General features: G+C 68.2%; 19 protein-coding genes. 10 read left to right on the plus strand and 9 right to left on the minus strand.

The window, feature by feature from the left end:
* The first annotated feature begins 17 nt into the window (after positions 1–17).
* From O3I_RS13090 to O3I_RS13100, 3 genes are all read left to right on the plus strand, one after another.
* Positions 18–1,076, plus strand: a complete 1,059-nt coding sequence (locus O3I_RS13090; RefSeq protein WP_041563738.1) for a PLP-dependent cysteine synthase family protein — start codon at positions 18–20, stop codon at positions 1,074–1,076.
* Positions 1,077–1,080: 4 nt separating this feature from the next.
* Positions 1,081–2,484: an MATE family efflux transporter gene (locus O3I_RS13095; RefSeq protein ID WP_014983401.1), complete on the plus strand. Its 1,404-nt coding sequence runs from the start codon at positions 1,081–1,083 to the stop codon at positions 2,482–2,484.
* A 260-nt stretch (positions 2,485–2,744) separates the two neighbouring features.
* A complete protein-coding gene (locus tag O3I_RS13100; RefSeq protein WP_014983402.1) occupies positions 2,745–4,289 on the plus strand; it encodes a phospholipase C in 1,545 nt (514 codons plus the stop codon).
* Between the two features lie 48 nt (positions 4,290–4,337).
* On the opposite strand, the gene O3I_RS44805 is transcribed toward O3I_RS13100, so the two are convergent.
* Entirely contained in the window at positions 4,338–4,550 is a 213-nt protein-coding gene (locus O3I_RS44805) for a hypothetical protein (RefSeq protein ID WP_141692293.1), read from the minus strand.
* 306 nt (positions 4,551–4,856) lie between these two features.
* Between O3I_RS44805 and coaE the strand changes: the two genes are divergently transcribed.
* On the plus strand, positions 4,857–6,056 hold the full coding sequence (coaE, locus tag O3I_RS13105) for a dephospho-CoA kinase (protein WP_014983404.1): 1,200 nt from the start codon (positions 4,857–4,859) through the stop codon (positions 6,054–6,056).
* 42 nt (positions 6,057–6,098) lie between these two features.
* Here coaE and O3I_RS13110 read toward each other — a convergent pair whose 3' ends face one another.
* Positions 6,099–6,623 (minus strand): DUF402 domain-containing protein, encoded by a 525-nt coding sequence (locus tag O3I_RS13110; protein ID WP_014983405.1) that lies wholly within the window; start codon positions 6,621–6,623, stop codon positions 6,099–6,101.
* 47 nt (positions 6,624–6,670) lie between these two features.
* Entirely contained in the window at positions 6,671–7,318 is a 648-nt protein-coding gene (locus O3I_RS13115) for a DUF402 domain-containing protein (protein ID WP_014983406.1), read from the minus strand.
* A gap of 350 nt (positions 7,319–7,668) precedes the next feature.
* Here O3I_RS13115 and O3I_RS13120 point away from each other — a divergent pair, with 350 nt between their 5' ends.
* Entirely contained in the window at positions 7,669–8,136 is a 468-nt protein-coding gene (locus O3I_RS13120) for an NUDIX hydrolase (RefSeq protein ID WP_014983407.1), read from the plus strand.
* A gap of 61 nt (positions 8,137–8,197) precedes the next feature.
* Positions 8,198–10,390 carry an excinuclease ABC subunit UvrB gene (gene uvrB, locus O3I_RS13125; RefSeq protein ID WP_014983408.1) on the plus strand — a complete coding sequence of 731 codons (2,193 nt, stop codon included), beginning with the start codon at positions 8,198–8,200 and terminating at the stop codon, positions 10,388–10,390.
* Between the two features lie 809 nt (positions 10,391–11,199).
* Here the strand turns inward: uvrB and O3I_RS13130 are convergent.
* The gene (locus O3I_RS13130) at positions 11,200–11,667 is read right to left on the minus strand and encodes a VOC family protein (RefSeq protein ID WP_041563739.1); all 468 of its coding nucleotides are present in this window, start codon (positions 11,665–11,667) and stop codon (positions 11,200–11,202) included.
* A gap of 55 nt (positions 11,668–11,722) precedes the next feature.
* Here O3I_RS13130 and O3I_RS13135 point away from each other — a divergent pair, with 55 nt between their 5' ends.
* The 3 genes from O3I_RS13135 (at position 11,723) to O3I_RS13145 (ending at position 14,074) form a co-directional block, all read left to right on the plus strand.
* Entirely contained in the window at positions 11,723–12,613 is an 891-nt protein-coding gene (locus O3I_RS13135) for a helix-turn-helix domain-containing protein (RefSeq protein WP_051066592.1), read from the plus strand.
* A gap of 108 nt (positions 12,614–12,721) precedes the next feature.
* Positions 12,722–13,135, plus strand: a complete 414-nt coding sequence (locus tag O3I_RS13140) for a DoxX family protein (RefSeq protein ID WP_014983411.1) — start codon at positions 12,722–12,724, stop codon at positions 13,133–13,135.
* Positions 13,136–13,621: 486 nt separating this feature from the next.
* Entirely contained in the window at positions 13,622–14,074 is a 453-nt protein-coding gene (locus O3I_RS13145) for a universal stress protein (RefSeq protein ID WP_014983412.1), read from the plus strand.
* A 127-nt stretch (positions 14,075–14,201) separates the two neighbouring features.
* On the opposite strand, the gene O3I_RS13150 is transcribed toward O3I_RS13145, so the two are convergent.
* From O3I_RS13150 to O3I_RS13160, 3 genes are all read right to left on the minus strand, one after another.
* Entirely contained in the window at positions 14,202–16,448 is a 2,247-nt protein-coding gene (locus O3I_RS13150) for a HelD family protein (protein WP_041563740.1), read from the minus strand.
* 316 nt (positions 16,449–16,764) lie between these two features.
* A complete protein-coding gene (locus tag O3I_RS13155) occupies positions 16,765–18,108 on the minus strand; it encodes a diguanylate cyclase domain-containing protein (RefSeq protein WP_014983414.1) in 1,344 nt (447 codons plus the stop codon).
* A 542-nt stretch (positions 18,109–18,650) separates the two neighbouring features.
* Positions 18,651–20,372, minus strand: a complete 1,722-nt coding sequence (locus tag O3I_RS13160; RefSeq protein ID WP_014983415.1) for a GAF domain-containing sensor histidine kinase — start codon at positions 20,370–20,372, stop codon at positions 18,651–18,653.
* Positions 20,373–20,510: 138 nt separating this feature from the next.
* On the opposite strand from O3I_RS13160, the gene O3I_RS13165 reads away from it, so the two are divergent.
* Entirely contained in the window at positions 20,511–21,287 is a 777-nt protein-coding gene (locus O3I_RS13165; RefSeq protein ID WP_014983416.1) for a sigma 54 modulation/S30EA ribosomal C-terminal domain-containing protein, read from the plus strand.
* Between the two features lie 169 nt (positions 21,288–21,456).
* Here the strand turns inward: O3I_RS13165 and O3I_RS13170 are convergent, their stop codons facing one another.
* Both O3I_RS13170 and O3I_RS13175 read right to left on the minus strand, forming a co-directional pair.
* A complete protein-coding gene (locus tag O3I_RS13170; RefSeq protein WP_014983417.1) occupies positions 21,457–22,653 on the minus strand; it encodes a GAF domain-containing sensor histidine kinase in 1,197 nt (398 codons plus the stop codon).
* Between the two features lie 8 nt (positions 22,654–22,661).
* Positions 22,662–23,294, minus strand: coding sequence for a response regulator (locus tag O3I_RS13175; RefSeq protein WP_014983418.1), 633 nt, complete (start codon positions 23,292–23,294; stop codon positions 22,662–22,664).
* Positions 23,295–23,666 lie beyond the last annotated feature (372 nt).

Raw genomic sequence — 23,666 nt, forward strand, 5'->3', positions numbered from 1 at the left:
CGGCCGGCGTGCGGCCGATGCCCCGGCTCCGGGAGAACGTCGTCCGCAGCGCGTCCGAGCTCATCGGCGCGACCCCGCTGCTCGAACTGGTGCGCACCGGCACCGGCACCCGGATCCTGTTGAAGCTGGAGCAGTTCAACCCGACCGGCTCGGCGAAGGTGCGCATGGCGCGCGAAATGGTGTTGCAGGCCGAACGCAGTGGCGAACTGCGGCCGGGCGGGCACATCGTCGAACCCACGTCCGGCAACACCGGTACCGGGCTCGCCCTGATCGCGCTGGAACGCGGCTACACGTTCACCGCGGTGGTCGACGACCACGCCGCGAAGGACAAGCTGCGTGCGATGAAAGCGATGGGCGCGCAGCTGGTCTCGGTGGACAGCGGTGACAGCGGTGGCCCGAGCACGGTCGAGCGCAGGCGGATCGCCGACGAGATCGCCGCGCGCACCGGTGCGTATCGCCCCGATCAGCACAACAATCCGCATAACAACGCGGGTTATCGGGACCTGGCCGGCGAACTGCTCACCGATCTCAACACCGATGTCGACTATCTCGTCGGTGCGGTCGGCACCGGCGGATCACTCTGCGGCACAGTCGAAGAGCTGCGCAGGCTCGGCTCCCGGGTGCACGCGATCGGGGTCGAGCCCGTCGGTTCGATCATCTTCGGTGGCGCGGGCGGCAGCTATTGGCAGACCGGCGCGGGCAGCCCCGCCGGGTTCCCGGTCGGCGGCAACGTGAAATACGACGCGATCGACGAGGACTGCCGGGTGAACGATGTCGATGCGTTCGCCACCGCGCGCGTGGTGGCGCGGCGTACCGGCATCCTGGTGGGCGGCACCGGTGGCGCGGCGATCCACATCGCACTGCGCCGCCTGGTGCACGTCCCCGCGGCGAGCACCGTGGTGGTGCTGGTGTGCGACGCGGGCGAGAAGTACCTCGACACCGTCTACGACGAGGACTGGCTGCACGCGCGCGGGCTGTACGACCGCGCGGCGCAACAGCGGATCACGCGTCTGCTCACGGCCTATGACGAATCGGTACGGTTGGCGGCCGACGACCTGGAACGGGCGAGGGCGTAAAGCTATGGCAATTCGGGAGTATCGCGCCATCGTCGCGCTGGCTGCGCCGATCGCGGGCATCCAGCTCGCCCAGGTGGCACTGACCACGGTCGATCTGGCGATGATGGGACTGCTCGGCATCGCGGCCGTCGCGGCGGGCGGGCTCGCGCTGCTGCTGTACAACCAGCTGCGCACGATGTGCGTCGGCATGGTCACCGGTGTCGGGAACATGATCGCCGCGGCCGCCGGGCGGGGCGAAAAGCGCACCGGCAGTGGCCGACTCGATGAACAGGCACGCGCCGAGATCCGCGGGTACGTGCGCGCCGCCGCCGCGGTGGCCACCGTGGTGTCGATCGTGGGCGCGCTGATCCTCGTCGCGCTCGGCTACGCGCTGCGCTGGTTCGGGCAGGACCCGGCGGTGCTCGCGCTGGCGCGGCCGATCATCTGGGCGCTCGCGCCGGGACTGATTCCGATGCTGTGGCTGAATGTGCTGCGGCAGTTCGCCGTCGGGCTGCGCCGCGCGGGCTCGCTGCTGCGGGTGACGCTGCTGTCGATCGGCGTGAACGCGCTGTTGAACGCGCTGTTCATCTTCGGCTGGTTCGGTAGTCCGCAGCTGGGCCTGGCCGGTATCGGTCTGTCCACGACGCTGGTGCAGGCCTGGACCTTCGGCACCTACCTGCGCACCGTCCGGCGCGATCCCGTACTAGGCGAACTGCTTTCGCTGCGCGTGTGGATCGCCGACCGCGCCACGGTGCTGCGGATCGTCCGGATGGGCACGCCCATCTCGCTCACCTACGGCGCGGAAGCGGCGATCACGTCCATCGCGACGGTGCTGATGGGTGGTTTCGGGCCGGTGGCGCTGGCCGCGAGCAATATCGTCAACCAGCTGGCTTACATCGTTTACCAGGTGAACATCGGCCTCTCGCAGGGCTCCTCGATCCTGGTGAGTCGCACCGTCGGGCAAGGGGATCAGCACGCGGTCGCCGGCATCGCCCGGCGCACTTTCGCGCTCGGCTTCGGCTTCATGACGGTGGTGGGACTGGTGTACGTGGTGGTCCCGGGTGCGGTGCTCGCGCCGTTCCTCGGCGCGGACCGCGACGACACCGCGGTGGTCGCAGCGGCGTCGACGCTGCTGTGGTTCGCGATCGTCCAGCAGTACTGCAAGGGTTCGCAGAATCTGTGCATCGGCCTGCTGCGCGGCATCGGAAACACCAAGGCGGGCATGCAGAGCACATTGATCGGCTACTTCGTGCTCGGTGTGCCCGCGATGGCGCTGTTCGCGTTCACGCTCGATTTGCGCGGGCCAGGGATCTGGCTGGGCTTGTGCGTGGGCTTCGGTACCACCGCGATCCTGGTGTGGCGCAGGTTTCTGCGCGGGGTCGCCGAGTTGACCGCGGCCGCACGGGAACCCGTGCCCGTCACCGGATGAACGGGAGGAATACGGCAAAGCGTATGAAACCGGCTGTACCGCTGGGATTCTCGGGTACGTTGCGTTGAGTTCATCGACAGTCCGGCAATTCGGGCAATCGACGGCAATTGTTCAGCATCGATCGGTGGTGAACGTGGTCCAGATCACCGGATCGGCAGCACCTGTTGATCTTTCTCTGCGGCGTCACCGCACCTCGGGTAGGGTCGGCGCGGATCGCGAAATTCTGCTCGACAGCCCTGGCGGAAAGGTCGGCCGACACGATGTGCGCAGCGGGGCCGTTCAGCGGACTCAACCGCAGACAATTCCTAGCGAAGGCGGCCGCGGCCGGTGCGGTGGGCGCGTTGGCCTCCTGGGCCGACCCGATCATCCAGCGGGCCTACGCCGCCGACCCGGCGGGCACGGGCGGGCTCGGCGATATCGAGCATTTCGTGCTGCTGATGCAGGAGAACCGTTCCTTCGACCACTATTTCGGCACATTGTCGGGCGTCCGCGGCTTCGACGACCCGTCGCAATCCTGGCGGCAGTACGGGTGGACGCCCGGAATCGGCCCCACGCCCGACGGTTTCGTGCATCCGTTCCGGCTCGACACCACCCGCGGCGCCACGCTGGACGGCGAATGCATCAACGATCCGGATCATTCCTGGGGCGGCATGCATCGCGCCTGGAACGGCGGCCGCAACGACGGGTGGATGCCGATGTCGGTGGACAGCGTCGGCCCGGCGAACGCACCCGCCGCGATGGGTTACTACCTGCCGGAAGACATTCCGATCCATACCGCGCTCGCCGACGCCTTCACGCTGTGTGACAACTACCACTGCTCGGTGCTCGGACCCACCGATCCGAATCGGCTGTACTGGATCAGCGCGACTATCGATCCGGACGGCTACGCGGGCGGTCCGCTGGTACGGACGCCGACGCTCATCCCGCAGCACGTGTACAGCTGGCGCACCTACCCGGAGAACCTCACCGAGGCCGGGGTGAGCTGGAAGATCTACAACAACCGCGATGTCGGCCCGCTGTCCTCGGTGCTCCTGGACGGCATGCTCGGCTGCTTTACCCAATCTGCCGACCCTGCTTCGGATTTGGCGCGCCGCGGGATGGCGCCGGTGTACCCCAACGATTTTCAGGCCGACGTCGCCAACGACACGCTGCCCGCGGTGTCCTGGGTGATCCCCTCGCTGCTCAACTGTGAACATCCGGCGCTGCCTGCGGCTTTCGGCGCCTTCGGCATTGTGCAGCTGCTCGACATCCTCACCGCCAACCCGAAGGTGTGGGAGAAGACCGCGCTGATCATCAGCTACGACGAGAACGGCGGCTTCTTCGATCACGTCACCCCGCCGACCGCGCCGCCGGGCACTCCGGGCGAGTTCCTCACGGTGCCGCTCGACCGCGTCGAGGCGGCGGACGGCACGGCCGGCCCGATAGGTCTCGGCTATCGTGTTCCGGCACTGGTGATCTCGCCTTACACGCGTGGCGGACTCGTCGCGTCCGAGACCTTCGATCACACCTCGCAATTGCGCCTGCTGGAAGCCAGATTCGGCGTCGACGTGCCCAACCTGACAGCGTGGCGGCGCGGCGTGACCGGCGATATGACCTCCACGTTCGATTTCGGCTCCGCGCCGAATTCGGCGAAACCCGTACTGCCCGATCCGAAACCGAAAATGGATGCCGCGATCGCCCAATGCGGCCCGAATGTCGCCCTGGGAACGGCGACCGCCGGAGTTCCTTATCCGGTGCCGCCGAATGCCATGCCGACGCAACAACCCGGTACCCGGCGCAGGCCGAGCGGGTTAATTCGGGCATGAGAGTGGCCCAGCCCTGGCGGGGGCTGGGCCACTGCTCGAAGTGTGAGGTCAGCTCGCGGTCGCGGGCACCCACCGGACCGAGGGGACGGTGGAGCGTTTGCGCATGGCCGCGAAACTGTGCCGGGCCGGGCTGATCAACGCGGTGAACCAAGTGCGGCGGTGCTCGGCCAGCGCCTCCGCGACGGCGGGAATCTGGGTGCAGTGCACGCCGCCCGCCATACCCAGGCGGTGGCGACCCGTCTGGTTGTTTCTGGTGCCCAATGGTGTTCCTTTGCTTGCTGGTGCTGGCGCCTGGATCGCCACGGCGAAGATTAGCCGAACGAAAGTGCCGCGCAGAGTATTTTGCGCAAGTAATTGGCTCGGCGTGTCGGAAAGTTGTCGCCGCGTGACCCGGTTCGACCGGAATTGTTGCGAATCGGTCTCGGCCTCGTCACGGATCGAACAAATGCGGCGAGGGCAGGTGGAAAGTCAGCCCCCAGTGGGTAATCGGGCTGATTGTGTCCCGTCGGCGGCCGCGGGCACGGGTGGGGCGCGGCGCGTGTGAACGCCGGATGTAAGACTGGTCGAATGTTGCGGATCGGCCTCACCGGAGGCATGGGAGCGGGCAAGTCGACGGTGGCGCGGATTCTTGCCGACCGTGGGGCGGTGATCGTCGATTCCGATCTGATCGCCAGGGAGGTCGTCGCGCCTGGCACCGAAGGCCTCGCGGCCCTTGTGGACGCGTTCGGCTCCGGCATCCTCTCGGCCGACGGCAGCCTGGACCGCCCCGCCCTCGCCGCCAAGGCTTTCGCCGACGACGCGTCCCGGGCGCGGCTGAATTCCATTACGCATCCGCTGGTGGGTAAACGCACTGCGGAATTGATTGCCGCCGCGGCGCCGGACGCCATTGTGGTGCAGGATATTCCGCTGCTGGTTGAAAACGGTCTCGCCCCGTTGATGAATCTCGTGCTGGTCGTCGACGTGCCCGCGGAAACTCGGCTGCGCCGATTGGTAGAATTCCGCGGTGTCGCCGAAGCAGACGCGCGGGCTCGAATTGCGGCACAGGCCACCGACGAGCAGCGGCGTGCGGTAGCCGATGTGCTGCTGGACAACAGTGGCGCGCCGGCGGATATCGAGGAGACGGTCCGCGCGCTGTGGGACGAGCGGCTGGTGCCGTTCGAACACAACCTGCGTACCGGGACCTCCGCCCGGCGCAAGGAGTTGCGGCTCGTACCGGCGAACCCGGAGTGGGCGGCGCAGGCGCAGCGCCTGATCGCGCGGCTGTGGGTGGCCTGCGGCCAGGCCGCCTCGCGGATCGATCACATCGGCTCGACCTCGGTGCCGGAGCTGCCCGCGAAGGACGTGATCGATCTCCAGATCACCGTCGCCGACCTGGCGGCGGCGGATGGGCTGCGAGATGCGTTGGGGGCGGCGGGCTTTCCGGTGCGGCCGGAGGTCGTCCAGGACAGTCCGAAACCGACGCCCGCGGATCCGGACGGCACCGATCTCACCTTGTGGACCAAGCGATACCACCAGAGCGCCGACCCCGGCCGCCTCGCCAACGTGCATGTGCGCGTGGACGGTTCGCCGGGGCAGCGGTTCGCACTCGCCTTCCGCGACTGGTTGCGCGCCGATGCCGCAGCGCGCGCCGAATACCTCGAGGTCAAGCGCACCGGCGAGGCGAAGGCGGCCGGGCTCGACGGCGCGGCGGCGATGACTGCTTATCTGGACGTCAAGGAACCCTGGTTCGACTCCGCATACCACCGGCTCGCGGAACGAAACGCTTAGGGGCCTGGGCCGCAACCGATTCGATCCAGTTTCGCGTGTCGGCTACTTCCAGGTGAGCGTGATCCCGCGCGATTCGAGCCAGCGGTTCAGGTCGTAACCGTGCGCGGCGAGACCGTCGATGGTGGCGGTGGCGTGTGCGATCGCCGCCTCGGCCGCGGCCGCGGTGATCAACCCGGCGACGTGCGCGGCGAGCAGCTCGTCGACATCGAGCAGCTCGCATTCGCGACCCGTGCGCACGACGATGTCGAGGTAGTGGTCCACCGACTGCCACTTGTCCGGCGCCACCTGGCCGAACTCGCCGAGGTCCAGATAGAAGTCCTGATCCCGCCGATGTTCGGGGTGGTAGTGGAACACGCTGGCGCGCAGCGCGAGCTCGGGCAGCAGCCAGGACTCGATGTAGTGGAACTGTTCATGGTCCGAGGTGCGCGCCATGTACAGGCCCCATGGCGCCACCTGGTACCGCTCGACCGGTCGCACGAAGCCCTTCGGATCCGTGTTGGTCAGGTCCGCGAGGTCGAAGTATTCGACCTTGGGCCGATGCACGTCGACAGAGGGTGCCTGCGTCATGCATCCAGAATCTACCGGCGCGTGGACCGAGTCGAGCGGTGTGGCGGTCACATCCAGGTCAGCGTGATGCCGCGGGTGGCGAGCCAGTCCTCGACGCAGTGGTCGTTGACGGCCAGTCCGTCCAGCGCGGCCGTCGCGCACTCGAAGGCCCGATGCGCCTGCGTCGAGTCCACCAGGCCGGCCGCGTGCGCGGCCAGCAGGTCGTCCACGCCGCGCAGCTCGACGTCGCGGCCGCGGTGCACCTCGATGTCGAGGTAGTGGTCGATCGCCTTCCAGCGCTTCGGCGCGATCTCGGTGAACTCGCCGATGTCGAGGTGGAAGTCGTGGTCCACGTGGTGCGCCGGGTTACGGCGGGTGACCGTCACCCGCAACGACAGCTCCGGCAGCAGCCAGCACTCCAGGTAGTGGTGGTGCGGGACGGGCACGATGCGCGCCATGTAGAGGCCCCACGGTTCGTGGTGGTAGCGCTCGACCTGACGGACGAAACCCTTGTTGTCGGTGCTGGTGAGTTCGGCCAGGTTGAAGAACTCGACGTGCGGCCGGTGGGGCGGCTGACCCGGGGGTAACGAGTTCGGTGGGTTGGCGGCCGGGCCGCTGTGATTAAGGCCGGGTACCGCCGCGCGGAGATGCCTGGCGAGGTTTCCTGCGAAGCCCGTCGTGGGCGCGGTATTAAGCAATGGAATCAGACCTCTCATGGCTGTTGTCCTTCGCCGCATCCGAACTCGTTGTCCGAACAACCAAATCAGAGTACACCTGGGAATGGGTCACGGGGTGTAATGCGCGAGCATCATTTTCGCCACGAAACCTGTTGCTACTGAGGGAAATTCGGACATCGGTGGGATTCGTAAAGTGAAATAGACGTGGTGCGGCACGGCGGACGTGCCGCTTTTACCGTCCCTTTTACCGCTCTTGGGCGGGCGACGGTGTGCCGAATTCCACCCCCTCGTGGAACGGCCGCCGTAACAACGGAAAGAATGCCCCGCCCGTCCCCGCCGAAAACCCCGCTTTCGGCCGGGGTGGACGACCGGTCCGTAGGTTGGGCCGCATGAGTTTTCGGCTGGCGGCGTACGCGGTATGCCTCGACGACGGGCGGCTGCTGCTCGCCCGGGATGTGCCCCCGAGCGGTCAATCCACCTGGACCCTGCCGGGCGGCCGGATCGAGCACGGTGAGGATCCGTACGACGCGGTGCTGCGGGAGCTCGCCGAAGAAACGGGCTGCCGCGGGGAGGTCGACTGGCTGCTCGGCGTGGACTCCAGGGTGATCCCCGCGGACGTCGCGCGGGCCGGGGTCGAGCATCAGAACGTCGGCATCTACTACCTGGTGCGGGTCACCGGTGGCCGGCTGCGGGCCGAGCCGAACGGTGCGACCGCCGAGCCGACCTGGACCCCGGTCGGCGCCGTCGCGGGCCTGCGGCGATCGTCGCTCGTGGACGTCGGGCTGGCCATGGCGCGGACCAGGCCGGCGACGGGTCATGTGGCTGCGGTGCCGGTCGGCGGGCTGATCCAGCACTGAGGTGTGGTTCGGGCCACCGGACCAGCGGAATCTGTCGGTGGCTGGGCCTAGGCTGGTCATCATGGCATTTGCAACCGAGATTCCGACGGAGGGCTACGAGGACAGGGCCGCCGGCGCGACCCCGTTGGCCCACTCGGAGCATCGACCCGTCGGCGAGATCGAGCGCACCGAGGGGCAATTCCAGGTGGTCAGCGACCACCAGCCGGCCGGTGACCAGCCGGCTGCCATCGCCGAGCTGGAACGCCGGATCACGGCGGGGGAGCGCGACGTCGTGCTGCTCGGCGCCACCGGTACGGGCAAATCGGCGACCACGGCCTGGCTCATCGAGAAGTTGCAGCGCCCGACGCTGGTGATGGCGCCGAACAAGACGCTGGCCGCGCAGCTGGCCAACGAGCTGCGCGAGATGCTGCCCAACAACGCGGTCGAGTACTTCGTCTCGTACTACGACTACTACCAACCCGAGGCGTACATCGCGCAGACCGACACCTACATCGAGAAGGACAGCTCGATCAACGACGACGTCGAACGGCTGCGGCATTCGGCGACCTCGAGCCTGCTGTCGCGGCGCGACGTGGTCGTGGTTGCGTCGGTGTCCTGCATCTACGGCCTCGGCACCCCGCAGTCCTACCTGGATCGTTCGATCCAGCTGGAGGTCGGCACCGAGGTCGACCGGGACGCGCTGCTGCGCCTGCTCGTCGACGTGCAGTACACCCGCAACGATATGGCCTTCACCCGCGGCTCGTTCCGGGTGCGCGGCGACACCGTCGAGATCATCCCGTCCTACGAGGAACTCGCGGTGCGCATCGAGTTCTTCGGCGACGAGATCGAGGCGCTGTACTACCTGCACCCGCTCACCGGCGATGTGGTCCGGCAGGTCGAGATGCTGCGCATCTTCCCGGCCACCCACTACGTGGCCGGCCCGGAGCGGATGGAACGCGCGGTGCGCGATATCGAAGCCGAACTGGAAGAACGGCTCGCCGAACTGGAACGGCAGGGCAAGCTGCTCGAGGCCCAGCGCCTGCGTATGCGGACCCAGTACGACCTGGAGATGATCCGGCAGGTCGGCTTCTGCTCCGGCATCGAGAATTACTCGCGCCACATCGACGGCCGCCCGGCCGGGTCGGCGCCCGCCACCCTGCTCGACTACTTCCCGGACGACTTCCTGCTCGTCATCGACGAGTCGCACGTGACCGTGCCGCAGATCGGTGGCATGTACGAGGGCGACATGTCGCGCAAGCGCAACCTGGTCGAGTTCGGCTTCCGGCTGCCGTCCGCGGTGGACAACCGGCCGCTCACATGGGAGGAGTTCGCCGACCGGATCGGGCAGGCGGTGTACCTCTCGGCCACCCCGGGTCCGTACGAGCTGGGGCAGGTCGGCGGTGAAGTGGTCGAACAGGTCATCCGGCCGACCGGCCTGGTCGATCCGCAGGTGGTGGTCAAACCGACCAAGGGGCAGATCGACGATCTGGTGCACGAGATCCGGGTGCGCACCGAGCGGGACGAGCGCGTGCTGGTCACCACGCTGACCAAGAAGATGGCCGAGGACCTCACCGACTATCTGCTCGGGCTCGGGGTGCGGGTGCGCTACCTGCACTCGGAGATCGACACGCTGCGCCGGGTCGAACTGCTGCGGCAGCTGCGCCTCGGCGAGTACGACGTGCTGGTCGGCATCAACCTGCTGCGCGAGGGTCTCGACCTGCCCGAGGTGTCGCTGGTCGCGATCCTCGACGCGGACAAGGAAGGCTTCCTGCGCAGCAGCACCAGCCTGATCCAGACCATCGGCCGCGCGGCGCGCAACGTGTCCGGCGAGGTGCATATGTACGCCGACAAGATCACCGACTCGATGCAGCACGCGATCGAGGAGACCGATCGGCGCCGGGCCAAGCAGGTCGCCTACAACACCGAGATGGGCATCGACCCGAAACCGTTGCGCAAGAAGATCGCCGATATCCTCGACCAGGTCTACAAGGAAGCCGACGAGACCGAGGTCGAGGTCGGCGGTTCCGGCCGCAACGCCAGCCGCGGCCGCCGCGCCCAGGGCGAGCCCGGTCGCGCGGTCAGCGCCGGCGTCTACGAGGGCCGCGACATCAAGTCCATGCCCCGCGCCGAACTCGCCGACCTCGTCAAGGAACTCACCGCCCAAATGATGAACGCCGCCCGCGAACTCCAATTCGAACTCGCCGGCCGCCTCCGCGACGAAATCGCCGACCTCAAAAAGGAACTACGCGGCATGGACGCAGCCGGCCTCAGCTGAGGTTTCTCCGTTCCGGAGAAAGTGGCCGCCCGAAGGGTTGGTCCCCGAAGGGGGTCGGCCCGCGTCCGAGGGGCGTCCGCCACCGACGGGTGGCTGCCGAGGATGTGTCAGTGGCCGCCGACAGGTTGTTCGACGCCGCAGGGGAGCAGTTGGCGAACGGTCTCGGCTGGATGGACAGTCGACGCTGAGCGCCCGCCCGGGGTTTGCACGCGCCCGGCGGCGCTGAGCGCCAGCCACGAGCAGAACCCCGCACCCTTTCTGTGTTCGCGCACCCCGACTTGCCGTACGACACGCGGTGTTTGGGTGCAGAAAGGGTGCGGGACGGTGGAAGTGCCCGGTCGGAGGCAGGAGTAGGCGGGGGTGCTAGTGCAGGTGGTGGGCAGGTGCGAGTGCAGGTGCGGGGCGGGAACGGAAGGCTGGGCCGCGGCTGGTGGCGCTGCGATGTGCCGCGCGGTCAGTGGTGCGTCCGCACCCTTTCGGTGTTCGCGCACCTCGACTCGCTGTGGGGTACGCGGTGTTAGGTGCAGAAGGGGTGTGCGGCTTTGGAAGTGCCAGGTCGGAGGCAGATGCTAGTGCGGAGGTGGGTGTAGGTGGCGGGGCTAGTTGTACTGCCCAGGCAGGCTGGTCGACCGGCTGGCGGGGCTAGGGTGCGGGGGTTGGAGGCTGGGCTGCGTTTGGCGGTGTGGTGTTGTGGCGCGCGGGGTTGGGGTGCATCCGCACCCTTTCTGTGTTCGCGCACCCCGACTTGCCGTAAGACACGCCGGGGGTCGGTGCAGAAGGGGTGCGGGAGTGGACCGGGTGCGCGGGCGCTACTGGGTGGCGAGCCATTCGTTGACGCGGCGGTCGGCTTCTTCGCGGGAGACGTCTTCGACCTTGGTGAGGACGGCCCAGCGGTGGCCGAAGGGGTCGATGATGACGGCGAAGCGGTCGCCGGTGACGAAGGTCTGGGGTTCTTCGGCGCAGCGGGCGCCGTGTGCGATGGCGCGGGCGATGACGCTGTCCACGTCGGGGCAGTAATGCACGATCGAGGTGTGCACCCATTCGCCGTTGGGGGCGAGCACGTTGTTGTCGGGTATCGGCATGCCGAGTTGCAAGGTGGAATCGCCGATCTTCAGTTCGGCGTGCGCGGGCTGCCCGTCGGGCAGGTCGTTGCGGCTGAGCAGTTCGGCGCCGAACACGGCGGTGTAGAAGTCGATGGCCTTGTTCGCGTCTCCGACCGCGAGAAAGCAGGTGATCGAGTGGTAGCCGTCGGCGATGGGATTCACGGTGTCGGTCATGACAGCGATACTGGTCGCCCACGACCGGCCGGTCTTGTAAGAAAGCGACAGCACGATGTCCGGTAGCACCGCGTTCGATCCGCCCGCACCCAACCCGGTGACGCCGGTGGACACCACCGGCATCCTGCACCCGGACGAGCAGGCGAAGTACCGCTCGCTGGCGCGGCTGCCCGCGGGGCCGGTGGTCGGTCGTTTCGTCGAGTGGTACTGGTCGGTGCACTGGGATCTGCGCGACCGGCCGCCATACCACGCGCAGGTGTTGCCGTATCCCAGCGTGAACGTCACCTTCGAGCGATCCGCAACGCGCACAGGCGGTTTCGTCACCGGAGTGTGTACGACGAAGTTCGTCCGCGAGCTCAGCGGGGTGGGGGAGACGTTCGGTGTGCGTTTCCGAGCCGGTGGTTTCGGCGCGTTCACAGGCTTGGCTGTCGGGTCGTTCCGCGATAACTCCGTCCCGTTGACCGAGGTGCTGCCCGGCACGGGTGACCTGATCGAGCGTGTTCTGGACGCGACCACCGACGAGCAGCGCCGCGGCGTGCTCGAGGATTTCCTCGCGCCGCGTTGCACGCCGGCGGACCCGACGTATCTGCTGGTGTTGCGCATCGTCGAGGCGATCGCCCGGGACCAGGAGCTGACCAGGGTGGACCAGATCACCGAACGCTTCGATGTCTCGATGCGCACCCTGCAGCGCATGTTCCGCCGCTACGTCGGCGCCGGACCCAAGTGGGTGCTGCGGCGTTACCGCCTGCAGGACGGCGCGGAACTGCTCGCTCGCGGCCGCACCGAAGATCTCGCCATGTTGGCCGCCGAACTGGGATACTTCGATCAGGCGCACTTCTCGCGCGAGTTCACCGCGGAAGTCGGAATGGCTCCACTGGAATACGCCAAGAATTCGCTACGCTCGCGCAACGAGGTTACGGCGAAGGTCCTGCCGACCAGGATGTAGTTGCCGAGCCGACCGTATTCGACCATTCGACCGGGGCTGGGAAATACCCCCTCCGAGCTGCTAGTTGAATGTTGCACTACCTACCGTCAGCCAAACAAGGAGCTGGACATGGATGTCGTGGTGTTGATCGGACGGGTGTTGTTCGCGGTGTTGTTCCTGAGCTCGGGCGTCGGGCATTTCATGCAGACCGACGCGATGGCGGGCTATGCCGAGAGCCGGGGTCTGCCGATGGCCAAGCTGTCGGTGCTCGGGTCGGGTGCGCTGTTCGCGCTGGGCGGGCTCAGCATTCTGCTCGGGGTGTGGGCGGATCTCGGCGCGCTGGTGCTCGCGGTCTTGCTGGTGGTCACCGCGGTGCTGATGCACGCGTTCTGGAAGGAGACCGACGCCCAGGCCAAGCAGATGGAGATGATCAGCTTCAACAAGGACGTGGCCCTCGGCGGCGCCGCGTTGATGCTGTTCGCGTTCTTCGCCCATGTCGACGACCTCGGATTGACCATCACCGGACCGCTTTTCGACCTCTGAACCCTGTGCGACGCGCTAATATTGCGCGTCCTTTTAGTGCAGGGAGAAGGTAGGCATGGACATCATCGGAGCGATTCTGGGCTTATTTTGGGCGAACTACCGACAGTGGCCCTGATAGCTCGGCAGTACCGAGCCCGATCGGCCCGTCCCGGCGCGTGATTTACGCGTCGCGGCGGGCCGATCGGCGTTCCATCGCCCCTGGTGTGTGACGAATATCCCAGGGGGACAAGACGGTTCACCATTGTTGTGCTGGATCACAGTTTGCCGATGCCGCATTTGTGTCCGGCCTGGTTACTCGGGCCCCCGTGACATTTCCCCGCGAACCTGTGGCATGAATGCCCGGACACCGCCGATGTGATGTGTTGCGATTTCTGATATTTCCACTCCGTTTGCCGCTAGGGTCGACGCAAGTCGCTGCGCCGGTGCCGCGTCTGTGCGGGTGCACCGGCGTGGGCAACGTGACCACTTCATAACTTGGAGGAGAGAATGACCGCCTACCGGACGATTGTCGTCGGTACCGATGGCTCGGACTCGTCGTACGTCGCCGTCGAGAAGGCCGCCGCGCTGGCTGGAGTGTCCGCCGCGACCCTGGTCATCGCGTGTGCTTACTACCCGACCGACGATCGTGACGTGGCCGCGGCCGCCGATGTCCTGAAGGAAGAGGCCTACCAGGTGCGCGGGTCCGCCCCCACCAACGAGATCCTGCGCACCGCGCGGGACAAGGCCGCCGCCGCGGGCGCGGTGGACATCGTCGAGCGCGCCGTGGTCGGCGAGCCGGTCGAGTCCCTGCTGACGCTGACCAAGGAGGTCGACGCCGACCTGCTGGTCGTCGGTAACCGTGGCTTGAACACCCTGACCGGTCGCCTGCTCGGCTCCGTCCCCTCGGACGTGGCCCGCAAGTCCCGCTCGGACGTGCTCATCGTGCACACCGTGCGCTGACCCTCGCACTACCCGAAAGGCTCCGCATCGCACCCGATGCGGAGCCTTTCGCGTCATCTGGACATGCGATTACCAGGTAACGGTGGCGGCATCGGCCCGAGCGGCCTCCGCCACCATTACCTGGTGATCATCCGACCAGCAGCGCGCCGAGCACTTCCGGCAGGTCCGTGCTGTGGACCACGCCCAACCGCTGGGTCGCGCGGGTCAGCGCGACGTACAGGTCGTTGAGTCCGCGCGGCGACTCGTCCAGGATCGCCTGAGGTTCGACCAGATAGACCGCGTCGAACTCCAGACCCTTCACGTCGTGCACGGTCAGCACCCGCACCGATTCGCCGGCGAGTTCGGCCAGCTCCTCGATCAGCGTGTGCGGCGCGATCACCGCGGTGGTGCCCGGGCCGGTTTCCGTCGCGATCAGCCTGGCCACTTCGTCGCGCACGCCGGACGGAGCCACGTGATGCCCGCGCGGCGGGTTTCCGGTTTCGCGGACCGAGCGCGGCGCCGTCGCGTCCGGATCGATCGCGGCGAGTACGTCCGCGGCCACGTCCATGATCTCGGCCGGTGTGCGGTAGTTGACCGTCAGCTCGGTGAGCTTCCAGCGTTTGGCCACATAGGGTTCCAGCATCCGCTGCCAGGAGGACGCACCGGCCGGGTCGCCGGTCTGCGCGACGTCGCCGACCACGGTGATCCAGCGATTCGGGATGCGCCGCATCACCATTCGCCACGCCATCTCCGAAAGTTCCTGTGCCTCGTCCACGATGACGTGGCCGTAGGTCCAGGTGCGATCGCCCGCGGCGCGTTCGGCGGTGGTCTGCCTGGTGCGCACGTCCTGCCGCTCGGCGAGCTGACTCGCGTCGATCAGGTCGTAGGCCATCAGGATTTCCGGGTCGAGTTCGTCTTCGAGATCCTGTGGCGCGGAACCGGTCAGGATGTCGAGCGCGTCCTGTGCCTCGGCCAGCTGGGCGCGCCAGCGGCGGCGGGCTCGTTCGCGTTCCTCGGCATCGTCGACGCCGAGCAGTTCGGCCAGCTCGTCCAGCAGCGGCGCGTCGGCCGCGCTGAACGTGCCGTCGTCGGAGCGCACCAGTTCGGCGCGGTCGGCCGGGTCCAGGCTGCTGCCCGCGCGGTCGAGCCGTTTCGGGTCGGCCAGCAGGTCGGCGAGGACCTCCTGCGGAGACAGCAGTGGCCACAGCTTGCCGATGGCCCGCTGGATCTCCTGGTCGGCCCGCATCTCGTCGCGGATCTCGGCCAAATCGGTCCGGCTGAGTAAGCTCGGTCCACCGGAGAGATCCGCGCCCATGGTCTCGGCCAGCTGGTCGGTGAGCGCATCGATCACCGAACTGGTGAAGATCGGCTTGGCCAGGTTGTGCGGGCGGCGCGAGGAGCGAGCCCGGCCGCGCGCCTTGGTGGCGATCTTGCGGTCCAGCGTCACCGGGTAGCCGTCGAAGCTGAGCCGGATCGGTTCCGCGGGCACCTCCTGCCGATCGCGGACCGCCTGCTTGAGCACTTCCAGGATGCCGAGCGAGCCCTTGATCTCGCCCGCGCGCAGCGAATCCTCCCGGGTGGCTTTCACACCCGGGTACAGATCGCCGATGGTGGACAGCAGCACGCCGGTCTCGCCGAGCGAGGGGAGCACCTGCCCGATGTAGTCGAGGAAGGTGGCGTTCGGCCCGATGATCAGCACGCCGCTCTTCGCGAGCTGCTGGCGGAAGGTGTAGAGCAGGTACGCGGCGCGATGCAGCGCGACGGCCGTCTTACCGGTACCGGGGCCGCCCTGCACCACCAGCACGCTCTTGTGCTCGGACCGGATGATCGCGTCCTGCTCGTGCTGGATGGTCTCGACGATGTCGTTCATGTGGCCGGTGCGGGCGGCGTTCAGCGCGGCGAGTAGCGCGCTTTCGCTGCCGACACCGCCGTCGTCCTCGCGGGCGCCCGCCTGGCGCGCGGCATCCAGGTCGAGGTATTCGTCGTTGATCGCGGTGACCTTGCGGTTGCGCGACCGGATGTGCCTGCGCCGGGTGACGCCGTCCGGCGCCGCGGTGGTGGCCAGATAGAACGGGCGGGCCAGCGGCGCGCGCCAGTCCAGCAGCAGCGTCTCGTAGTCGTCCTTCTCGTCGAGGATGCCGAGCCTGCCGATGTAGCGGTATTCGTCGGCCAGATCGATCCGACCGAAACACAGACCGTGTTCGGCCGCATCGTATTTGGCGAGATCCTCGGTGTAGAGCTGACTGAACGACTCGCGTTCGCTGCGGGCCTGCGGGGTGCCGCCGGTTTCGAGCAGCACGGTGCGTAATCGGTTGCGCGCGTAGTCGCGCATCTCATCGAGCCGGTCGTAGAGCACCGAGAGGTACGCCTGCTCCTGTTCGGTCTCGCGGGTCAGCTCCGGGCCGTCCGCGCGGGCGGGCGACGCGGTGCTGTTGCCCTGACCCGGCGAGCCGGCTCGGTCCTGAGTGAGGTCGGGCAAACTGAACTCCTTGTCACCGCGATGAAGCCGGGCGAACGGTACACGCGGTCGACACCGCGCACGCGAACGCTCGGAAAACAGAGTTGTCGAGTCTACTGCGATTGCGGCGCGCTCGCCGTAACCGCTGGTGTACCCGAAATCATGCCGTCCAGTACTCCGGTGCAGGTCGCAGCGCCGGGCGTGTTGGTCCTCGAGTTGCGGGCGTGATCGAGGTCATCGGCGCGGCCTTCGCCTAGGAGGCGTGCGTGCTGTTGGGTCTGCGGCCCTTGGTGACCGTGCCCTCGCGGTGCCCGGACGGCTTGGCTCGGTACATGGCGAGGTCGGCGTCGTGCAGCACCGCCTCCGGGGTGCGCCGGTCGCCGACGTTGAGCGGGGCGACGCCGATCGAGGCGTTCACCTCGATGCGATGCCCGCGCGCGATGATCGGCTCGGCCATGGTGGTGCGCAGGCGTTCCACCAGCGCGTCGATATCCACCCGCCGGGTCCGGCCGGAGAGCAGCACCAGGAATTCGTCGCCACCGAGCCGCCCGACGATATCGTCGCCGCGCAACGCGCGCTGCAGCCGTTGCGCGACGATCTGCAGCACCGTGTCGCCGATCGCGTGCCCGAGGGTGTCGTTGATCGCCTTGAATCCGTCCAGGTCGATGAACAACACGGTGGACACCGGCAGGTCCTCACTGGTGGCCAGCGCGCCGGCCAGCTGGGACAGGATCAGCGAGCGGTTCGCCAGTCCGGTCAGCGAGTCGTGCGTGGCCTGGTACTCCAGTTGCCGCCGGCTGGCCCGGAACTCGGTGATGTCGGCGAAGGAGGACACCGCGGACGAGCGCTTGTCGTCGGGGTTGAGCAGCCTGCTGCTTCCGGAGAGCCAGCGCCGCTGACCGTCGACCCGGTCGACGCCGAAGACGTAGCCGGTGATGGTCTCGCCGGTGGCGAGGGTGCGGGCGATGGGATGGCGGTGCGGCGGCAGCGGTTGCGCGTTCGCGTCGAGCAGGGTCAGCGGCAGCGCATCGATCGGTTGCCCGATGATGGCGTCGCTGTCCTCGGCGCCGAAGATGCGCCGGGCCGCCGGGTTGATGGATTCGATCCGGCCTTCGGTGTCGATCACCACCACGCCCTCTTCCAGCTGCGAGACGACCGTGGTGAAGTGCTGCTCGGCCAATCGCTGCGCGGCCTCGGCGTGCCGCTGGGCCGTGAGGTCGTGGATGACCACCTGGTAGGCGAGCCGGTCGTGCCAGGCGGTGAGCACCGAGACGGTCTCCACCGGCACCGGGGCGCCGTCGAGGCGGACCAGCGTCATCTCGGTCGGCCGGGAGGCGGCGCCCTTGGTGGTGAGGTGGCTGATCCGCTCCAGCATCCCCGGGACCGAGCTGGGGTGGACGAATTGGGTGAGCGGCTTGCCGATCACGTCGTCGGCGGTGCCGGCGGCCAGCAAACGGACGGCAGCGGGGTTGGCATAGACGAGGACGCCGCGTTCGTGCACGCAGATGCCGTCGGGTGAGTGCTCGACCAGGGAACGGTAGCGCTCGGCCAGCTGCTCGGCGGCGTCGACCGCAGCGGCTACCTTGTCCTCACCCACTCGAACCCCCGATCGTCGACCCGATTATGGCCATTGGAACATGGGATTATTCTGGTATCGGCGCGTACGAGATCACAGCGCCGACGCTATTGCCTCGATCACAGTTCGCGCACTTGATCGGGCTCGGTCCGCCGATCATTACAGCACCGTCTTTTCCGGGAAATATCCGGCCGATACTGCTCAGCCGGGGAATCCCGGGCCGGACCGGCTGCGACCCGACAACCGATACCGCCTTCAAGATCATAGGACGTTTCCCGGGATCGGGTCGTCACCGCCCGTGCTCGGCGACACGCGGGCCGGTGATACGGCTTGTTCCTCGGCATGTCGGCGGCCTCCGGGCCGTCGCGGTGCAGGCTGGGAGGGCACGCGGATGCCTGGGCTTCGCTGGTGTGCGGCGGCCTCGCTCCCGCGATCGGGGCAGATCGATGGGCACGCGCCGGGCGCACGCCCGACTGTGCGGTGCGCACCTGCGCCATGACACGCGGCCGGCAACCGGTTGGACGGTCCCACCATCGGCACCGGCCGTCGACTATGGCGTCCGATCATGGCAGCGGCACCGACCAGCACAGCCTGGTGCCGGGCATCGCGCTGCCGTCCCGCTCGTCGGGCGCGAGACCCGCGGTGGCAACGGTGAATTCGCCGTCGGCCTTTTCGGCCCGCTGCTCCAGATTGCGTAATCCACTGCGTACCACGTGATTCGGAATTCCCCATCCGTTGTCGGTGACCACGATGGTCAGATCGTCGTCGACGGTGACCTGTACCGCGAGGGTGTCCGCCCCCGAGTGCCGGACCGCGTTGCTGACCGCCTCGCGGACCACCGCTTCCGCGTGATCGGCCAGCTCGTCCGCCAGCACCGACAGCGGGCCGGACACCGAAAATGTTGCGTGCAGCGGAGTTTCGGCGGTCTGCTGGCGGATCGCGCGCTCCAGCCGCTGCTGTAGCGGGTTGCCCTGGCTGCCGTGCAGATCGAAGATCGAGGTACGAATGTCCTGGACCACCTCTTGCAGATCGTTCACCACCGTCGAAAGTCGCTGTCGCACTACCGGAACCGTAGCCTTCGCGACCGCACCCTGCAGCGTTATCCCGATCGCGAACAGCCGTTGGATGACCTGATCGTGCAAATCGCGCGCGATGCGGTCACGATCGGCCAGGATATCGATCTCGCGCATCCGGTGCTGGGCATCGGCGAGCTGCATGGCCAGCGCCGCCTGATCGGTGAAAGCGGCGGTCAATTCGACCAATTCGTCGGAATACGGCGCAGCGCCCGCGGGGCGCAACGTGGTCAGCACGCCGAGTGTGGTGTCGGGGGTGCACAGCGGCAGGATCAGCAGCGGCCCGTTCTCCGGCCGGGCGAAACCGAGACCGACCGCGCTGGCGTCGTCGAACCGCAACGGGGTGCGGCGGGTGAACGCTTCACCGAGCACGGTGCCCTCGACCGGTACCACCGTGCCCTCGTAACCCGTTCCGGGACCGCACCATTGGGTGATCACCAGCTCGCCCGCGGCACTGCCCGGACCCGCCAGGAACGAGCGCTGCGAGCCGGTGAGCGTGCGCGCGTGCTCGACCACCTGGCCGAGCACGCTGTCGGACTCGGTACCGGCCAGGAACTCGGTCGCGATATCGCGGGTGGCCGCGATCCAGGCCTGCCTGGTGCGGGCCGATTCGTAGAGTCGCGCGTTGTCCACCGCGATGCCCGCGGCCGCCGCCAGCGCCTGCACCAGCACGTCGTCATCGTCGGTGAACGGTTGCGCGTCCGCCTTCTCGGTCAGATAGAGGCTGCCGAACACCTCGCCGCGCACCCGCACCGGCACCCCGAGAAAGGTACGCATCGGCGGATGATTCTCCGGAAGCCCAACGGAGGCAGGATGTTTCGACAGATCATCCAGGCGCAACGGCCTGGACTGCTGGAACACCACGTCGAGCACGCCGTGCCCGGCCGGCAAGCGCCCGATGGCGCGGCGGGTCGCCTCGTCCATACCCTCGTCGATGAACTGCACCACCTGCTGGTCGTGCCCGCGCACGGCCAGCGCGCCGTAGCGGGCGTCGACCAGGCTGATCGCGGTGCGCACGATGGTGCGCAATGTTTCGTCCAGATCCAGGCCCGACGTGACGGCCAGCATCGCCTCGACCAGACCGTCCATCCGGTCGCGGGAGTCGAGAATGAGCTCGACCCGTTCTTTGACCTCGCTCAGCAGTTCCCGTAACCGCAGTTGCGAGAGGGTGTCACGGACCGAGTAGGGGTCGTTGCCCTGCTCGTCGGTCATCTCGGTTTCCCCTTGTGGCGGGCGCGTGAACTGCGCCTCGCGCCAGTTTAGTTCGCCGATCGGGGACTTTCGGCCCTGTTCGCGGTGGCGTCGCGATGGTGACATGGTGGCTCGGGTTCGAATCGAAGGACGTGCCACATGAAGTCGTCAGGGCTGTTGCGATCGTCGCCGGCGCAGTATTGGCACACCGCGGGGGAACTCGACCTCGCCGTCACCACCTGCGGCGCGGTTCCGGCGATGGACGTGACGCGGGCGGTCCGGGCGATCGGGCGGGTGCTACGCCGCCATCACCTCGACGCGGCGACCAGGGTCCGGGTCACCGCTCCGGTCGACGCCGAGGATCCGACGGTGGTGCAGGCCAACATTCGCAGCCATGGCGTCGCGACCCGGGTGCAGGTGACCGGGCCCGGCGGGTTCGCGGTGACCTTCGCCGCCGAACGACTCGACCGGCAACTGGCCCGGCTGGCGACGGCGGCGGCGCGGGACTGGCCGGACCCGGCGCGCCCGCCGCTGGCACGGGTCACCGGGCCGCGACCGATCGTGCGCCGCAAGTACTGCGCGCTGCTGACCGGGACACCGGCCGAGGCGACGGCGGTGATGGACGCGATGGACTACGACGCGTATCTGTTCGTGGACGAGGCGACCGGCGCCGACGCCGTGGTGCACTGGGGCGATCCGCTCGGTGTGCGATTGTCCCGCCAGTGCGGCGCGCCGGAGCACGCCGCCGGAACCGTGAATCTGCTTGCGCTGACCGTTGATACCGAACCCGCGCCGGTCCTGGACGAGGAGCGGGCCGCGGGCATCCTGTGTCGGCAGGGCCTGCCGTTCCTGTTCTACACCGACGAGGACCACGGCCGCGGTCAGCTGCTGTACCGGCGCTACGACGGCGATCTCACGCTGGTCGGTCCCGCGTAGTAGCGCGCCGGACCGCCCCGCGCACAGGAAGACTCGGTTCGTCGGAAGGTTCGGCGCGCCGGAAGAAGGGGCTCGTCGGAAGGCCCGGTTCGCCGGGAGACTGGGTTCGCCGGGAGACTGGGTTCGCCGGGAGACTGGGTTCGCCGGGAGACTGGGTTCGCCGGGTGACTCAGCTCAGCGGCACCGACCACTGCACCACCGTGCCGCCGTGCGCACCCGCCTCGATCCGGCAGCGGCCGTCCGATTCGGCCGCGCGCTGCGCGAGATTGGTCAGGCCGCTGGGGATCACGTTGTCGGGCAGGCCCAGGCCGTTGTCCTGGACCAGGATGGTCAATTCGTCACCGATGGCGATGTCGATCGTCACGGAGTCCCCGCCGGAATGGCGTACCGCGTTGCTGACCGATTCGCGCACAACGGCTTCCGCGTGATCGGCCAGCGCGGGACCGACCACCGACAGCGGTCCGTCGACGCGCAGCCGGGCCCGGATCGCGGTGTCGGTGGTCTGCTGCCGGATCGCGTCCTCCAGTCGTCTGCGCAGCGAGGCGCCCGCGCCGCCGTGCAGGTCGAAGATCGTCGTCCTGATCTCGTGCACGATCTCCTGGAGCCGGTCGATCTCGTCCGAAAGTCGTTGCCGGACTTGCTCGTCGTCGACCCGGGTGGCCAGGCCCTGCAGGCCGAGGCCGACCGCGAAGACCCGCTGGATGACATGGTCGTGCAGATCGCGGGCGATGCGGTCGCGGTCGGCGAGTACGTCCAGTTCGCGCGCCTTGCGTTGCGCCTCGGCCAATTGCATGGCCAGGGCGGCCTGGTCGGTGAACGCCGAGGCCAGTGCGACGAGTTCGGCCGAGTAGGGCCCGGATTCGGGTCCGCGCACGATGATCAGCACGCCCAGCACCACACCCGCGGTCTGCAACGGCAGGATCAGGGCCGGACCGGCCGCCGCGCCGGGCGCCCCGAGATCGACGTCCCGCGCGTCCGCGAGCTGGACCGCCGTGCGCTCCGTGAACGCCTTGCCGGCCGCGGTGTCGGTGAGCCGCACCGTATGTCGCGCGACCGGTGCCGCGGCGTGGGTGCATTGCGCCACCACGAGTTCGGTGGCCTCCTCGGGTGGGATGCCTGGCTCGACCACCGCGAGCAGCGCGCGCTGCGAACCGGTCAGCGTGCGCGCGTGCTCGACCACCCGCGCGAGCACCCGGTCCGGCGCGGTGCCCGCCAGGAATTCGGTGGCGATATCGCTGGTCGCCTCGATCCAGGCCTGTCTGGTGCGGGCCCATTCGTAGAGCCTGGCGTGGTCGATCGCGACCCGGGTCGCCGTGTCGACCACCGCGCGCAGGGTGTCCAGCACGGTGTGCGGGATCTCGGCCATGGCCCGGTTCAGCGTTCGCCGAGCTTGCTGGCCAGCACCGCCGCCTGGGTCCGGCGCTCCATGCCGAGTTTGGCGAGCAGCCGGGACACGTAGTTCTTCACGGTCTTCTCGGCCAGGAACATGCGGGCGGCGATCTGCCGGTTGGTGAGTCCCTCGCCGAGCAGTGCGAGCAGCCTGCGTTCCTGCTCGGTGAGCCCCGCCAGCGCGCCGTCTTCCGCGGTGCCCGCCCGCAGTCGCGCCCGCAGTGCGGCGGCCGCGCGATTGTCCAGCAGTGAGCGGCCTGCGCCGACTGCCTTGATCGCCGCGGCCAATTCCATGCCCTTGATGTTCTTCACCACGTAGCCGCCCGCGCCCGCCAGGATCGCGTCGAGCATCGCCTGCTCGTCGGTGTAGGAGGTGAGGATCAGGCAGCGCAGCCCCTCGATCTCGGCCAGCAGGTCGCGGCACAGCTCGATGCCGTTGCCGTCGGGTAGCCGCACATCGAGCACGGCGACATCGGGGCGTAGCGCCGGGATCCGGGCCAGCGCCTGCGCCACGTCACCGGCCTCGCCGATCACCCGCAGTTCCGGGTCGCTGTCGAGCAGGTCGATCAGGCCACGCCGGACGATCTCGTGGTCGTCCACCAGGAAAACGGTGATCACGCAACCCTCCTGCCGCCCTGCCGTCTCGGTTCCTCGACCTCGCGAGCCCGATCGATCCCCGCATGCCCTGCTCAAATTAGCCGGGTCCGCCCGCGCGCAGGCCGGATCGCCGCGAAGAGGTATCCGGCGCAGCGGATTACGCACCGGCGTGGTCCGGCTCACCGGCGCTGCGGTCGAGCTATGGCCCGGCGGCGGGGAGGTGGCGAAGCTGCGTACGATGGGTTTGCTGGGGCCGGGTGTTCCGGAGGGGGTCGGCGGCATCGCCGGTGACCTGTGTCGGAGTACGAGCCGCGGATCGCGATATCGCGGGTGTGCGTGCTGTCGTACCCGTCGAGTTCCGGTGCGTTGCCCGCGCATCCCCGCAGCTGACGC

The sequence above is a fragment of the Nocardia brasiliensis ATCC 700358 genome, assembly GCF_000250675.2.
Lineage (GTDB): Bacteria > Actinomycetota > Actinomycetes > Mycobacteriales > Mycobacteriaceae > Nocardia > Nocardia brasiliensis_B.